Here is a 15,226-nt window from a genome sequence, read left to right as displayed (position 1 = left end):
ACCGCTCAGGGCTGCGGCCTGTAGGCAAGGTAATTGTCCTGAATGCGGATGTGATCCGCCACATACCCCGCGTCATGCCAAACGCCCCAGATGAAACTGGAGCCGCGCCCGCTCAGCCAGGGCAGCCCGAGAAAATAGATGCCCTTTTCGGCTGACACGCCGCGCTGATGCTTCGGCCGTCCGGCCTCATCAAAGGCATCAACTTCAAGCCAGCTGTAGTCAGACACGAAACCCGTGGCCCAGATGATGGTGGAAACGCCCGCCGCCTCCAGATCAAGCTCACGCAAGGGATTGCTGACGCACTCCACCTGCGGCCCGAGGATACGCGCCTCCGGCTCTTCCGGCAGATCGAGGCCGTTGCGGGCGACGAAGGCATCTGCCTCGTCCAGCACGGCCAGATAGTTCCGGTCACCCCGCTCAAGATTGCGGGCAAGGTCATCCGCGAAGGCCAGGGTACCATCGCGGTAGGCGCCGGTCATGCCGGTCAGCACCATGCCCTGAGCCGCAAGACGGCGGAAATCGATGGTCTTGCCGCCATGAGCGCCACTCACGGCGATGGTGACATGCTCCGCACCGGGGGCCTGCGCCTGCGCATCCCATTTGCCCAGCACGCCCAGCCACCAGACGAAATCACGCCCCCGGTAGGAGCGGGGCGGACGGTCATGCGGGCCAACGGAAAGATAGACCTTGCGGCCAGACAGCATCAGCTCTTCGGCGATCTGCACGCCGGAAGACCCGGCGCCGACCACGAGCACGGCGCCTTCCGCCAGCTGGCCGGGATTGCGGTATTCACTCGAATGGATCTGCGCCACATCTGCTTCTGCGGGCACGATCGGCGGAATGCTGGGCTTCTGGAACGGCCCGGTGGCGGCCACAACGTTCAGCGCCTCAATGACGCCATCGGACGTTTCAACCCGGAAGCCGGGACGGCCCTCCAGCCGGGCGACCCGGTTGACCTCAACGCCGCAGCGGATGGGGGCTTTCACCATATCCGCGTAATCCACGAAGTAATCTGCCACCCCTTCCTTGCCCACGAAGGCATCCGGGCTGCCGGAAAACTCCAGTCCGGGGAAACGGTCGTGCCAGGCGGGGCCGTTGGCAACAAGGGAATCCCAGCGCATAGACCGCCAACGTTCGGCAATGCGGCCGCGCTCCAGCACGATATGGTCGATGCCGTTGCGGCTGAGGTGCTCGCTCATGGCAACACCCGCCTGGCCGGCACCAACAACCAGCGTGTGGATCGTCTCGACTGCCATGCGCCCGTCCTTCCGCAATTTACCCGGGCCACCTGTTTGCGCCGGTTCCTTCAGGTCTAGCGGGTGGATTGCATCTGGAAAAATATGAATTCTTGCAGCATTGATTAGGAAAATCCGAAGCAAGCGGCCAGAGCATCACAAGGAGACACGAATGCGGATCACGCTGCGCCAGCTGGAGTATTTCATCGCAGCAGCGGAGGCAGGCAGCATCGCGCTGGCGTCTGCCCGCATACGCGTCTCGCCGCCGTCGATCTCCACCGCCATCTCGCAGCTGGAGACAGAACTTGGCGCCCAGCTTTTCCTGCGCCGCCATGCGCAGGGGCTGTCGCTGACGCCGGCGGGGCAAAAGCTGCTGGTTGAGGCCAAGGCCGTGATCGGACAGGCGCAAAGCCTCTATACCGCCGCCTCGGAAGCCTGCGAACAGGTCACCGGCGCGCTTTCCCTCGGTTGCCTGCTCACCTTCGCGCCCATGGTTCTGCCGGAAGTCAGCCAGAGCTTTCAGGCCGCTTATCCGGGCGTCGCCATCCGCCCCACGGTCAGCGATCATCAGACGCTGTTGACACGGCTGGAGCGGGCGGAGCTGGACGTTGCCTTGTCCTATGACCTGCTGGTGCCGGAAGGGTTTCAGTTCACCCCTCTCGCCGAACTGCCGCCGCATGTGCAGGTGGCAGAAACCGATCCACTGGCGCAACTCACAGCCATCTCACTGGCGGAACTGGCGGACCAGCCGTTCATCCTGCTCGATCTGCCACTGTCGCGGGACTATTTCCTCGGCTTGTTTGCGGCCGCTGGTGTCACCCCGAACATCATTACCCAGATCCAGCATCTCGATGTCATCCGCACCATGGTCGCCAGCCACTATGGCTATACGCTGGCCAACGTGCGCCCGCGCAACAAGGCCGCACTCGACGGGCGCCGCCTTGTCAGCCTGCGCCTTGCCGGAGATCACAGGCCGATGCGGCTCGGTCTTCTGAGCGCCGGACAGCGTTTGCCCACCCGGCTTGTTCAGGCTTTCGAGACCCATTGCCGCCAACTGATTTCCAGCAGCTACGTGCCCGGCATGGATGCACCGGTGCTCATGCCAAGGCGGGCGGACATAAAAGACTGAGAATGGCCGCCCTCACAGCCGGGCAGCACTCGGCACGCCAGCCACCAGATCCTCGATGAACTGGAGGGTCGGCGGGCTGAGATCTGCGGATTTGCGGGTGATCACTTCGTAGGGCTCGCTCTTGGAGCGCAGATGCATCGGCAAAACACTGGCCATGCCAAAATTGACGAAAAACGCCGCAACATCGCTGGAAAGCAACGCCACCGTGTTGGGCTCGGCCTGCATCAACGACATGGTGGTCAGTGCCGAACGGGTTTCCAGCAAGGCGCGTGGCATCTCCAGCCCCGCGTGCCGGAACTCCTGCTCCAGCGACAGCCGCATGGGCATGGAGGCTGTGTAGACAATCCAGCGCGCATCCACGAGGTCCTTCAGCAACACCTTCTTGCGGCCGACAAGCGGATGAGCCGGATTGGCCACGACGGCCAGCAGCTCATCATGGAAGGCCGTGACGTTGTAAAGCTGCGGCGTGGTGCTCATCGAACTGCGGCCGATGACGAGATCCAGCAGCCCCCTGTCCAGCTGGCGCAGCAGTTCCACGCTGGTATCCTCCAGAATTTCCACCGAAGTGCGCGGAAAGCGCCGCAGGAAGGCGCTGATGGTTTCCGTCACATAAGGCACCGCGCCCATAATGGTGCCGATGCGCAACCGGCCCCACTCTCCGTCAGAGGCGCTGTGAATCTCCTGCGCCATGGCCGTCAGCTGCGACAGCATGGTCTTCGCGTGGCGGATCATGCATTCCCCCGCAGGCGTTGCGATGAGCCCCCGGTTGGTGCGGTTAAAGAGCTTCGTCCCTGTCAGGTCCTCAGCCTCTTGCAGCGCCTTGGTGGCGCGTGGCTGGCTCATGCCAATCAGTTCCGACGCCCGTTTCAGGGAGCCGTTGTCGTCGATGGCGGAAATCAGCAGCATCTGCCGCATCGAAAGACGGATCAGCGGCATGGAGTGGGTGCGCGGCATCGGCTTTTGAATTTCTATTTCGTTATATCAGTATCCAAGAATAGCGTATTTACAGCTTCAGCGCTGCTATTATCCTGCCCGCTCAATAGGAATACCCACGGGAGGGACAATGCTCTGCCCCTTGGGTTACCAAATGGGAATAGCCAAGCAGGGGGACATATGAGCCTGATCAATTACGTGACGCGGGTCCAGTTCGGATACGGCGAAATCGCAACGCTGAAGGCGGAGCTGGCGCTGGCCGGCATCACCCGTCCGGTCATCGTCACCGACAAGGGCGTGCGCGCTCTGGGCATGCTGGAGCGCATCGAAGCAGCAACCGGCGTCACACCTGCCGCCGTCTTTGACGAGACCCCCGGCAACCCGACTGAAGCCGCTGCTGTCAAGGCCACTGCCCTTTTCCGTGAAGCTGGCGGCAACGGCATCATTGCCATTGGTGGCGGTTCGGCACTGGATCTGGCCAAGGCCGTTGCAATCATGGCCGCGCATGAAGGCCCGCTGAAGACCTATGCCGTGGTCGAAGGCGGACTGGAAAAGATCACCTCCCGCACCTTCCCGACCATTGCCGTTCCCACCACCGCCGGAACGGGCAGTGAAGTTGGCCGCGCCGCCATCATCATTCTGGAAGATGGCCGCAAGGTCGGGCTGCTGTCGCCCTATCTCATCCCGAAAGCCGCCATTGTCGATCCGGAGCTGACGCTCAGCCTGCCGCCCATGCTGACCGCTGCCACGGGCATGGACGCCATTTCCCACTGCATCGAGACCTATCTCGCCCCGTCCTTCAACCCGCCTGCCGACGGCATCGCGCTGGAAGGCCTGCGCCGGGGCTGGGCCAACATCCGCCTTGCCGTGGAAGAGCCGAACAACCGCGACGCCCGCGCCAACATGGCCATCGTGGCGACCATGGGCGCAATGGCGTTCCAGAAGGGTCTCGGCTGCGTGCACAGCCTCAGCCACTCGCTGGGCGGCATCAATCCGAAGCTGCATCACGGCACTCTGAATGCCATCTTCATGCCGCCGGTGCTGGCCTTCAACCGCAGCGCCAAGACCTCCGTGGACGAAAACAAATACGCCCGTCTTGCCGATGCCATGGGCCTTGCTGCGGATGCAGACATTGGTGCCGCCATTGAAGAGATGACCCGCGCCATTGGCCTGCCCACCCGCCTCTCGGAACTGGGCGTGACCGCAGACCTGTTCGACAAGGTGGTCAAGGGTGCGCTGGCCGACCACAGCCACCGCACCAACCCGCGTGACGCCACAGCCGAAGATTACCACGCCATGCTGCAGGCTGCGCTTTAAGCGCAAGCCTCCCCGGGGAGTGACAAGATGACTTACACGCCGCACGGCAATCATCTGATTGCCGGCGAATGGGTGGCGACGCCCGATCGCTTTTACAACGAGCCCGTTTCCGGTGAGCCTGCCGCCTTCTCTGTGGGCACCGTGGATCTGGTGAACCGCGCTGCGGAAGCCGCCGAAAACGCCTTCTGGTCCTACGGCTATTCGTCCGCCGCCGAGCGCGCTGCCCTGCTGCGCGCCATTGCGGACGAAATCGAGGCACGCGGGGCCGCCATTACCGAGGTTGGCTGCCAGGAAACCGGCCTTCCAGCTGCCCGCCTTGAAGGCGAACGAGGCCGTACCACCGGCCAGCTGCGGCTCTTCGCCAGCCACATCGAGAAGGGTGACTATCTCGACCGCCGCTTCGATCCGGCCCTGCCGGACCGCCAGCCCGCACCGCGCCCGGAAATCCGTCTGATGCAGCGCCCGGTGGGACCGGTTGCCGTGTTCGGCGCCTCCAACTTCCCCTCGCCTTCTCCACGGCAGGTGGTGACACGGCAGCAGCTCTTGCCGCTGGCTGCCCCGTGGTGGTGAAGGGCCATTCCGCCCATCCCGGCACCAGCGAAATCGTCGCAGAAGCCATCCATGCCGCCATTGGCAAGCTCGGCATTGATCCCGGCGTCTTCAGCCTCGTGCAGGGCGGCAACCGGGACGTGGGCAGCGCCCTCGTCACCCACCCGCTGATCAAGGCCGTTGGCTTCACCGGTTCGCTCGCCGGTGGACGTGCCCTGTTTGACCTTTGCGCCAGCCGCCCGGAACCGATCCCCTTCTTCGGGGAACTGGGCAGCGTCAACCCGATGTTCGTTCTGCCGGATGCCGTGAAGGCCCGCGCAGCCGCCCTTGGCGCAGGCTGGGCCGCCTCGCTGGCGATGGGTGCAGGCCAGTTCTGCACCAATCCGGGCATTGCCGTTGTGGTGGCAGGAAGCGATGCAGACAGCTTCGTGGCTGCCGCGAAAGAAGCCCTCGCCAAGACCGGTCCGCAGGTGATGCTGACCGCAGGCATTGCCCGCGCCTATCAGTCTGGTCAGGCCCGCCTGCAGAACCGCGAAACGGTGCAGCCGGTGCATGAAACCGCCTCGGAAGGGCGCAGCGCCAATCCGAACCTCTATGAGACGACGGCAAGCCAGTTCCTTGCGGACCACGCACTGTCGGAAGAAGTGTTCGGGCCGCTGGGCCTCGTCGTCCGGGTGAAAACACCGGAAGAAATGCGCCGCATTGCGCTGAGCTTCCAGGGCCAGCTTACGGCCACCTTGCACATGGATGACGGCGACCTGCCGCTTGCAAAGACGCTGCTGCCCGTGCTGGAGCGCAAGGCCGGGCGCGTGCTCGTCAACGGCTTCCCGACCGGTGTTGAGGTGGTCGATGCCATGGTACATGGCGGCCCCTACCCGGCTTCGACCAACTTTGGCGCCACGAGCGTCGGCACGATGGCGATCCGGCGCTTCCTGCGGCCGGTCAGCTATCAGAATTTCCCGGCAGGCCTGCTGCCGGAAGGCGTGCTCTGAAACCCGCCCATCGCGTGCCCCGCCGGGGCACGCTTTCTACCTGGAGGAGGAAACACATGAAACTTTCGCAGTCCAAGAAAACAGCGGTTCTCGCCGGCATGGTCCTGGCTGGGGGCATTATGACCGCTTCGGCTCAGACCACGCTGACCGTTACCCATTCCTCTCCCGCAGACAGCCATTTTGGCCTTGCGGCTGCTGCCTTCAAGAAGGTTGTCGAAGAGAAGTCCGGCGGCACGATCAATGTGGTGATCCAGCGTATGGACAACGAGCGCGAAGCACTGGAAAGCGTGCAGTTCGGCTCGCAGGAATGCGCTATGGGTTCGGCTGGCCCGCTCGGCAACTTCGTGCCCGAAACCCGCGTCCTCGACGTGCCGTTCCTGTTCGACAGCTACGAGCATGCCCGCGGCGTGCTGGACTCGGATGTTGGACAGGAGCTTCTGGCGCTCTTCCCGGCGCGTGGCCTTTATGGCGTTGCCTGGCTGGAAAACGGTTTCCGCAACCTCACGACAGGCGCCAAGGCCGTCAACTCGCCGGAAGATCTGCGCGGCATGAAGATCCGCACCATGGAAAACCAGGTGCACATGCAGGCTTGGCAGGCTGCTGGTGTTCTGCCGACCCCGATGGCCTTCTCCGAACTGCCTTCGGCCCTGCAGCAGGGCACGGTTGATGGCCAGGAAAACCCGATCCCGGTGATCCTGTCGAACAACCTCGACATGATGCAGAAGCACCTCTACCTGACCCGCCACGTCTATTCGCCGGGCATTTTCGCCTGCAATCCGGACTTCATCGCAGGCCTGACGGAAGAGCAGAAGGCAGCCGTGGAAGAAGGCGGTCAGGCTGCATCGGCGGCCAACCGCGCAAGGGTGGAGCAGGACGAGACTGCCGGTATCGAGACCCTGCGCAAGCGTGGCATCGAGGTGGTCGAAGTCAAGGATCGTGACGCCTATCGTCAGGCCATGGCTTCCGCCAATGCCGAGTTTGAAAACCAGTTCGGCGCAGACCTGATCAAGCGCATCCGGGACTGGAAAGCTCAATGAGCTCAGTGGCGGCATTGATCCGTCGCGCTGACGGACTTGTTGCAGGGGTGGCGGCTGCCGCCTCCTTGCACTGGCCATCGCCGTGGCCTCCAGCTTCTGGCAGGTGATGGGACGCTTCCTGTTCCACACCCCTTCCAGCTGGTCGGAAGCGCTCACACGGCTTGCTCTCGTCTGGATGGTGCTGCTCGGCATTTCCGTCGCCCTGCGCAAAGGCGCACTGGTTGCCATTGATCTGGCGCGCGAGGCCACAACGGGCGGGCTCCGGCGCAGCATCGAGGCCATCACCCTCATCTCCTGCCTGATCATGTTCGCCACCCTTTTCTGGTTCGGGATCTCCACCGCCCAGCGCGTCCAGATGCAGGAAATGGCCGGTCTGGAAATCTCAATGGCCTGGGGCTATGCCGCCATTCCGGTTGGATCGCTTTTTGCAGCCCTTGGCGCGATCGTGCATTTCATCCAGTCTGGCAAGGAGAGAGCGCAATGACCGGTGCAATCGTCTCCGCGATGCTGGTGCTCTTTGCCATTTCGGTGCCCATCGCCATCTCCATCGGCCTTGCCTCGATGATCGGGCTCTTCGGCTTCACGACGCTACCCGCCATCGTCGTCCCGCAACAGATCTACATCGCCCTCGACAAGTTTCCGCTGGCAGCCATCCCGTTCTTCATCCTCGCCGGAAATCTCATGGAAGTCGGCGGCCTGTCGCGCCGCCTCGTCGAATTTGCCCGCGCCTTCGTTGGTCAGATCCAGGGCGGCCTCGCCGCCACCTGTGTTCTGACCTGCATGCTGTTCTCCGCCATTTCCGGCTCCAGTGTTGCCACCACATTCGCCGTCGGTGTCGTCCTCATTCCGGCCATGCGCCAATATGGCTATCCGGTCGGCTTCGTCGCGGCCCTCATGGCTACATCCGCCGAATTGGGCGTCATCATTCCGCCGTCGATCCCGATGATCCTCTACGGCGTCGCAACGCAAACCTCGATCCCGCAGCTTTTCCTCGCCGGCATCGTGCCAGGCCTGTTGATCGCGGGCGCATTGCTGATGACGGCTCTCGTCTGGTGCCGGATCAGGGGTTGGGGCAAACGCGACGGAGAAGGCAGCCTGCCAAGGCTGACAGCCACCCGCCGCGCCTTCTGGGCCCTCCTTATGCCTGTGCTGATCATGGGCGGGATCTATGGCGGCGTCACCACCCCGACCGAGGCCAGCGTCATCGCCGTCATCTATGCCATGGTGGTGGGCCTGTTCCTGCACCGGGAGATGACATGGACGGATCTGATCAACGCCTTCCGCAAGTCGGTCGTCACCTCCGCCGTCATCATGTTCATCATCGGCACCGCCAGCCTGATGGGTTACCTGCTCAACCGGCAGGGCGTGCCTGATGCTGCTGCATTGTGGCTGACGAACACCTTTGACGGCCCGGTGTCGCTGATGATGGCCATCAACGCCATGCTCTTCATGATCGGCATGTTCATCGAGACGGGCGCGAGCATCATCGTTCTCGCTCCCATCCTGCAGGACGCCGCGGCTCGCGTGGGGATCGCGCCGGTCCACTTCGGCACCGTGATGGTCGTGAACCTCGCTCTCGGCATGATCACGCCGCCACTTGGGGTAAATCTCTTCGCCGCCGCACAGATCGCCGGTTGTTCGGTCACGCAGATGCTGAAGCCGCTGATGGTCTTCGTCGGTGTCATCGTGCTTTGCCTGCTGGTGATCTCCTTCGTCCCGGCGGTCAGCATGACGCTGCCCTCATTGATCGGGCGCTGAAGACCCGCCAAACACGCCTGCCCCGCTCACGGGGCAGGCCGGATTGCTCACATCTGGAAGAGTTCACACCTCATGACCGGCTCCCTGATCCAACAGCTGCAGGATATCGTTGGCCGCCGCTATGTTCACACCGGCGCCCGGGGCACCCGGCGCTTCCGCCGGGGCTACCGCTATGGCGACGGCGAGGTTCTGGCTGCTGTCGAGCCCGGCACACTGGTGGAACAGTGGCGTGTGCTGGAAGCCTGCGTTGCAGCGGATGTTGCCATCATCTTCCAGGCGGCAAACACGGGATTGACCGGCGGTTCGACGCCTTTCGGGGACGGCTATGACCGCCCCATCGTCATCGTCTCTACACTGCGCAACAGGCGCATTGACCTTCTCGACCACGGGCGGCAGGTGCTGTGCATGCCGGGCGCAACACTCGACCAGCTGGAACGCCAGCTAAAGCCGCTGGGCCGCGAGCCGCATTCCGTCATCGGGTCCAGTTGCATCGGCGCATCGGTGACGGGAGGCATCTGCAACAATTCCGGCGGCTCGCTGGTACAGCGCGGCCCCGCCTACACCCAACTGTCGCTGTTTGCGCAGGTGGATGCGGAAGGCCAGCTGCATCTTGTCAATCACCTCGGCATCCGCCTTGGGAGCCAGCCGTTGGATATTCTCACCCGGCTGGATGCGGGCAATTACACCGAAGCAGACGTGGACTTCCCGCAAGGAGCACAGGCGTCCGACATCGAATACAAGGACCATGTGCGAGACATCAGCGCCCACACCCCTGCCCGTTTCAATGCCGATCCGCGCCGCCACTATGAGGCGTCAGGTTCGGCCGGCAAGATCGGCGTCTTTGCCGTGCGGCTCGATACCTTCGCCGTGGCTGAGGAGGAAAAGGTCTTCTACATCGGCACCAGCGATCCGGCTGAGCTGCAGGCCATCCGGCGGCATATTCTGGCGAACTTCAAGAACCTGCCCATTGCCGGGGAATACATGCATGCCGACGCCTTCCGTGCGGCACAGGTCTGGGGCAAGGATCTTTATCTCTTCATCCGCACCTTTGGCACCGTCAACGTGCCCCGCGCCTTTGCGGCCAAGAGCTGGTTCGACGGCATGACGGAGCGCTTCGGCCTCGGCAAGGCTGTGTCCGATCACCTGCTTCAATTCGCCAGCCGCTTCCTGCCCGAACAGATGCCAAAACGGCTGATCGACTGCCGTGACACCTATCCGCATCATCTGATGATCCGGGCAGGCGATGCCTGCATCTCCGAGACGCGAGATTACCTCGCTTCCCTCTTTCCCAGCAAGGCAGGCAACTTCATCGAATGCACGGAAGCCGAAGGCAAGGCCGCCTTCCTCAACCGCTTTACTGTCGGCAGCGCCGTGGTGCGCTACCGGGCGGTGCATGGCCGCACGGTCGAGGATATCGTCGCCCTCGACGTTGCCCTACCGCGTGACACCATCGACTGGTTCGAGACCCTGCCGGATGAGATTTCGGACAAGATGGCTCTGAAGATCTATGTCGGGCACTTCCTCTGCCACGTCATGCATCAGGAATATCTGGTGAAGAAGGGCGTGGACTGCGAAGCGCTGGAGCACGAAATCTGCGCCCTGCTGGACGCACGCGGTGCGGAATATCCGGCCGAGCACAATGTCGGCCATCTCTATGAGGCAAAGCCCGCGCTACAGGACTTCTACCGCCGCCTCGACCCCACCAACACCTTCAACCCCGGAATCGGCAAAACCTCGAAGTGCCGCCACTGGCATTAGGCCCCGCTTGAGTGCGGCGTGGCAGCCTGCTGCCCACCGGAAATGTGGCTGAACGGCCCAAATCAGCATTTTCTGCCTCCTCTGCGATGCAACACTGCGCCGCGACAGGCCAGACCGTGTTCTGCTACAGGAGCGCGGTCTTCAGGCAAGGCTGGTTGCACCGGGCAGGACCGCATGATGAAGACACTGCTGCTTACGAAGGAAGACGTCAAAAGCCTCATCTCCATGGCCGAGGTCATCGGCACGGTGGAAGAGGCCTACAAGGCCTTCAGCAGCGGACTGGTGCAGCAGCCCGGTTACATGGGCCTGCATCTGCCTGCCCCGCGCGGAGAGATCGACTTCAAGGCAGGATACAATCAGGCCAATGAAACCATCACGCTGAAGGCCTCATCTGGCGGCTTCCCGCACAATCTGGCGGAGCATGGGGTACCCAGCGGGATGGGGACCGTTCTCCTGTTCGATGCCAGAAGCTGCGCGCTGGCCTGCGTCATGGATGGAAGCCTTCTCACGGGCCTCAGGACGGGCGCATCAGGCGCCGTCTCCGTGAAGGCGCTGGCGCGCAAGGATGCCCGGACACTGACGACGATTGGCACCGGCTATCAGGCCAGGATGCAGATCCGCGCCATCCGCGAAGTGATGACGATTGGTGAGATCCACGCCTGGAGCAGGACACCGGAGAAGCTCGCCGCCTTCAAGGAAGAGATCGAGCGGGAGTTTGGCATCCCCGTCACCGCCGCATCCTCCGCCAGAGAGGCCGTACAAGCGGCCGACATCCTGATCACGGCGACCCGGGGAACGGGGCCGGTGGTGGAAGCGGACTGGGTGAAGCCCGGAACCCACATCATCGCCATCGGCACGGACCAGCGTGGCAAGCAGGAATTCGACCCTGAGATCTTCCGAGGCGCAAAAATCGCCGTAGACTCCCTCTCCCAGTGCATCAGCAAGGGCGAAACCTGGCATCCGTTGAATGCGGGCATCATCACGCAAGAGCAGATCCACGGCGAGATCGGTGAAATCCTGCTGGCACAAAAGCCGGGCCGCGAGAGGGATGACGAGATCACCATCTTTGATTCCACCGGCATGGCCATTCAGGACAATACGGCGGCGCGAAAGATCTATGACAACGCCCTCGCTCGCAACGCCGGCTCATGGTTCAGCTTCTTCCAGTAATCTCCAATTCCCCGCCAGCGGACTGTCAGAAAGCCAATACCAGCATGCGCAACTATCCGACGCTTCAAGATATTCACGACGCAAGAGAGCGGGTGATGCCGCATATCCGCCACACCCGCTGCTGCGGGCGGACAAGATCGAGAAAAGGCTGGGCTGCGAGCTTTACCTCAAGCCGGAGACCCTGCAGGTGACAGGCGCCTTCAAGATCCGGGGCGCTCTGAACAAGGTTCTGTCACTGCCGCGGGAGGAAACCGCCAAAGGCCTCATCTCCAGCTCATCGGGCAATCACGCTCAGGCACTGGCCTATGTGGCGAAAATGCTGGGCGTGAAGGTTGTGCTGGTTCTGCCGGTGACCACTCCCAAGCTGAAGATCGCCAACACTGAGGCTCTGGGCGCTGAAGTCATCCTGTTTGACGGAGACAACGCCACCCGCTGGAAACAGGTCTACGAGATCGCGGAGAACAACAATTACACCGTCGTTCACGGCTTCGAGGATCCGCTGGTGATGGCCGGCCAGGGGACGATGGCATGCGAGATTCTTGAAGATCTGCCTGATGTCAGCACGGTGATCGTGCCGGTGGGCGGCGGCGGTCTCATTTCTGGCGTGGCGACCGCATTCAAGGAACTCAGGCCCTCAGTGCGCGTCATCGGCGCCGAGCCCGCCCTGACACCGAAATATTACCACAGCCGCCTGAACGGAGAGCCCACGTCCCTTCCGCTTCTGGACACCATAGCAGACGGCCTTCGGATCAGCGTTCCCGGCCGCAATCCCTATCCCATCATCGAAAAATATGTGGACGAGATCGTTCTCGTCGAAGACGCTCACATCGTCGAGGGCATGCAGGTGCTGGCAAGGGATGCAAAACTGATTGCAGAACCAGCCGCCTCTATCGGCATCGGCGCCTTGCTCGCCGGGTCCCTCAGCATAGCCCCGGGCGAAAAGGTCTGCGCCATCCTCACCGGCGGCAACTTGGATCTGAGCAGCCTCGCGGAAGTCTACAACAGGCTCTGATCCTCGAAAAAATGCACGGCTGGCTGGACTGTGGACGCGGCAGCACAAGCGTCTGCTGCCGCTGAAAACCAAGACGTGATGCAGCGCCCCCGGAAATCCTGATAGCATTGCGGCTGACCCGAATTTCGAGCGCCGCATTTTTTGAAGGATCTTCATGGCATTGGCTGGCAAAGAGGCGGTGGCAGCCGGGAGTGGCTGGACGAAGCCGAAACGGTTCGACCGCAACCTGATCGTTATTGGCGCAGGGGCAGCCGGGCTGGTGTCCTCCTATATTGCGGCAGCGGCCAAGGCGAAGGTTACGCTTGTCGAGGCGCACAAGATGGGAGGCGATTGCCTCAATTTCGGCTGCGTGCCCTCGAAGGCACTGATCCGGAGTGCAAAGGCCGCCCATCAGATGCGCCACGCAGACCGCTACGGCCTTGAGGCGGTTGAACCCAGGGTGCCCTTTGCCAGCGTGATGGAACGTGTGCATCAGGTGATTGCCGCGATTGAGCCTCACGACAGCATCGCGCGCTACACCGGCCTCGGCGTCGAGGTGCTTCAGGGTTATGCAAGGCTTGTTGATCCCTGGACGGTTGAGATCGCACTCAACGGCGGCGGAACACAGCGGCTGACCACCCGCGCCATTATCCTCGCGACCGGCGCGCAGCCCTTCGTGCCGCCCATCCCCGGCCTCGAAAAGACCGGCTATCTCACGTCCGACACCTTGTGGGAGAAACTGCGTGGCAGGGCTGAGGCACCAAAGCGCCTTGCCGTGCTTGGCGGTGGACCAATTGGCTGTGAGCTGGCCCAGAGCTTTGCCCGGCTCGGCTCGGCCGTGACACAAATCGAAATGGCCCCCCGCCTGATGATGCGCGAGGACGAGGATGCAAACGCCCTCGTTACGGCCTCGCTGCAAGCCGATGGCGTTACCGTTCTGACCGGCCACAAGGCAACCGCTTGCGGCGTGGCGGACAACGGGGAGAAATGGATCGAGGCGGAGCACGAAGGTGGCACGAGGCGCGTCTTCTTTGATGAAGTGATCGCCGCCGTGGGCCGCGCCCCGCGCCTCAAGGGCTTCGGGCTGGAAGAACTCGGCATCAAAGTGGACCGGGTCGTGGAGACCAATGAGTATCTCCAGACACTCCACCCGAACATTCTGGCGGCAGGAGACGTGGCGGGCCCTTATCAGTTTACACACGTGGCCGGGCATCAAGCCTGGTTTGCGGCCATCAACGCCCTGTTTGGTGACTTCAAGCGCTTCAAGGCCGATTACAGCATCATCCCGTGGGCGACCTTCACCGACCCGGAAGTGGCCCGGGTGGGGCTTTCGGAAGCCGAGGCGAAGGCCCGGAACATCTCCTACGAGGTGACACGTTACGGTCTCGATGACCTCGACCGTGCCATTGCTGACGGCTCGGCCCATGGCTTCGTCAAGGTGCTGACGGTGCCCGGCAAGGACAGAATCCTTGGCGTCACCATCGCCGGTGAACATGCCGGCGACCTCTTGGCGGAATACGTCTTTGCGATGAAGCACGGACATGGCCTCGGCAAGATCCTCGGCACGATCCATATCTATCCAACGCTGGCAGAGGCCGGAAAGCTGACGGCGGGCCAATGGCGGCGCAACCATGTCAACGGCTTCCTGCTGTCTCTTCTGGAACGCTTTCACCGCTGGAGGCGCGGATGATCGACGCCCGGATACTGCCCCTGCAACGCGCTGCCCTGCAGCCTCTGGCCGGGTTTCTTGCCCGCCGGGGTATCCCTGCAGACCTGCTCAGCCTGACCGGCTTTGGGGCCGGAGTGGCTGCCTTTGCTGCGCTCTGCTTCGGCCAGTGGCTGCCGGCACTGGTGCTCATCCTGCTGAACCGGCTGCTCGACGGGCTGGACGGGGCAGTGGCCCGCATTCACGGCCCCACGGACCGGGGCGCCTACCTCGATATTGCGCTGGATATGGCCTTCTATGCGCTGATCCCGCTCGGATTTGCCATTCAGGCGCCTCAGGATCACGCCTTGCCCGCCGCCGTGCTGATTGTCTCCTTCGTCGGGACTGGCTCGTCTTTTCTGGCTTTTTCGGCGGTCGCAGCAAAGCTCGGGCGCAACGCGCCGGAGTTCCCAACCAAGGGCATCTATTATGCGGGGGCCTTGCCGAGGGCTTCGAAACAATCCTGGTGTTTGCCGCCATGTGCCTGTTTCCCGGTCAGTTTGCCGTGATCGCCTATGGCTTTGCCGCGCTCTGCGGCCTGACCACCCTCATCCGCTGGCGTCAGGGCTGGGTTGCCTTTTCCCGGCCCGGGCAGTGAAACAATCTGTGCCCCTCTGAGGCTCACCACCGGTTCTGATCAAGCCATAGTGAC

11 protein-coding genes and 2 pseudogenes are annotated in these 15,226 nt (G+C 62.8%); 11 read left to right on the top strand and 2 right to left on the bottom strand.

What is annotated here, in order from left to right; genetic code table 11:
- Positions 1-5 precede the first annotated feature (5 nt).
- The gene (locus tag ACQB61_RS02210; RefSeq protein WP_430511312.1) at positions 6-1,256 is read right to left on the bottom strand and encodes a flavin-containing monooxygenase; all 1,251 of its coding nucleotides are present in this window, start codon (positions 1,254-1,256) and stop codon (positions 6-8) included.
- Positions 1,257-1,407: 151 nt separating this feature from the next.
- On the opposite strand from ACQB61_RS02210, the gene ACQB61_RS02205 reads away from it, so the two are divergent.
- The gene (locus ACQB61_RS02205; protein WP_430511311.1) at positions 1,408-2,364 is read left to right on the top strand and encodes a LysR family transcriptional regulator; all 957 of its coding nucleotides are present in this window, start codon (positions 1,408-1,410) and stop codon (positions 2,362-2,364) included.
- Between the two features lie 12 nt (positions 2,365-2,376).
- On the opposite strand, the gene ACQB61_RS02200 is transcribed toward ACQB61_RS02205, so the two are convergent.
- Positions 2,377-3,318 carry a LysR family transcriptional regulator gene (locus tag ACQB61_RS02200; RefSeq protein ID WP_430511310.1) on the bottom strand — a complete coding sequence of 314 codons (942 nt, stop codon included), beginning with the start codon at positions 3,316-3,318 and terminating at the stop codon, positions 2,377-2,379.
- 159 nt (positions 3,319-3,477) lie between these two features.
- On the opposite strand from ACQB61_RS02200, the gene ACQB61_RS02195 reads away from it, so the two are divergent.
- From ACQB61_RS02195 to ACQB61_RS02150, 10 genes and pseudogenes are all read left to right on the top strand, one after another.
- Positions 3,478-4,614 (top strand): iron-containing alcohol dehydrogenase, encoded by a 1,137-nt coding sequence (locus ACQB61_RS02195; RefSeq protein ID WP_430511309.1) that lies wholly within the window; start codon positions 3,478-3,480, stop codon positions 4,612-4,614.
- A gap of 27 nt (positions 4,615-4,641) precedes the next feature.
- Positions 4,642-6,155 (top strand): annotated as a pseudogene (locus tag ACQB61_RS02190) (aldehyde dehydrogenase (NADP(+))).
- Positions 6,156-6,211: 56 nt separating this feature from the next.
- Entirely contained in the window at positions 6,212-7,192 is a 981-nt protein-coding gene (gene dctP / locus ACQB61_RS02185) for a TRAP transporter substrate-binding protein DctP (protein WP_430511308.1), read from the top strand.
- 82 nt (positions 7,193-7,274) lie between these two features.
- Positions 7,275-7,676 carry a TRAP transporter small permease gene (locus tag ACQB61_RS02180; protein ID WP_430511307.1) on the top strand — a complete coding sequence of 134 codons (402 nt, stop codon included), beginning with the start codon at positions 7,275-7,277 and terminating at the stop codon, positions 7,674-7,676.
- Positions 7,673-8,950 carry a TRAP transporter large permease gene (locus ACQB61_RS02175; RefSeq protein ID WP_430511306.1) on the top strand — a complete coding sequence of 426 codons (1,278 nt, stop codon included), beginning with the start codon at positions 7,673-7,675 and terminating at the stop codon, positions 8,948-8,950. Before ACQB61_RS02180 ends, ACQB61_RS02175 begins: the two co-directional genes overlap by 4 nt.
- Before the next feature lie 72 nt (positions 8,951-9,022).
- Positions 9,023-10,708 carry a D-lactate dehydrogenase gene (dld, locus tag ACQB61_RS02170; protein ID WP_430511305.1) on the top strand — a complete coding sequence of 562 codons (1,686 nt, stop codon included), beginning with the start codon at positions 9,023-9,025 and terminating at the stop codon, positions 10,706-10,708.
- A 177-nt stretch (positions 10,709-10,885) separates the two neighbouring features.
- Positions 10,886-11,878, top strand: a complete 993-nt coding sequence (locus tag ACQB61_RS02165; protein WP_430514261.1) for an ornithine cyclodeaminase family protein — start codon at positions 10,886-10,888, stop codon at positions 11,876-11,878.
- 44 nt (positions 11,879-11,922) lie between these two features.
- Positions 11,923-12,890 (top strand): annotated as a pseudogene (locus tag ACQB61_RS02160) (threonine ammonia-lyase).
- A 154-nt stretch (positions 12,891-13,044) separates the two neighbouring features.
- On the top strand, positions 13,045-14,559 hold the full coding sequence (locus ACQB61_RS02155) for a dihydrolipoyl dehydrogenase family protein (RefSeq protein WP_430511304.1): 1,515 nt from the start codon (positions 13,045-13,047) through the stop codon (positions 14,557-14,559).
- Complete coding sequence (locus tag ACQB61_RS02150) at positions 14,556-15,083, top strand: CDP-alcohol phosphatidyltransferase family protein (protein ID WP_430511303.1); 528 nt, start codon at positions 14,556-14,558, stop codon at positions 15,081-15,083. The genes ACQB61_RS02155 and ACQB61_RS02150 overlap by 4 nt, the downstream gene beginning before the upstream one ends.
- The last annotated feature ends 143 nt before the right edge of the window (positions 15,084-15,226 follow it).

This window comes from Pannonibacter phragmitetus, from assembly GCF_050510895.1.
In the GTDB taxonomy this organism is placed as follows: domain Bacteria; phylum Pseudomonadota; class Alphaproteobacteria; order Rhizobiales; family Stappiaceae; genus Pannonibacter; species Pannonibacter phragmitetus_B.
The sequence above is the reverse complement of the archived record's forward strand: the minus strand, read 5'-3'. Positions and strand labels throughout refer to the sequence as shown.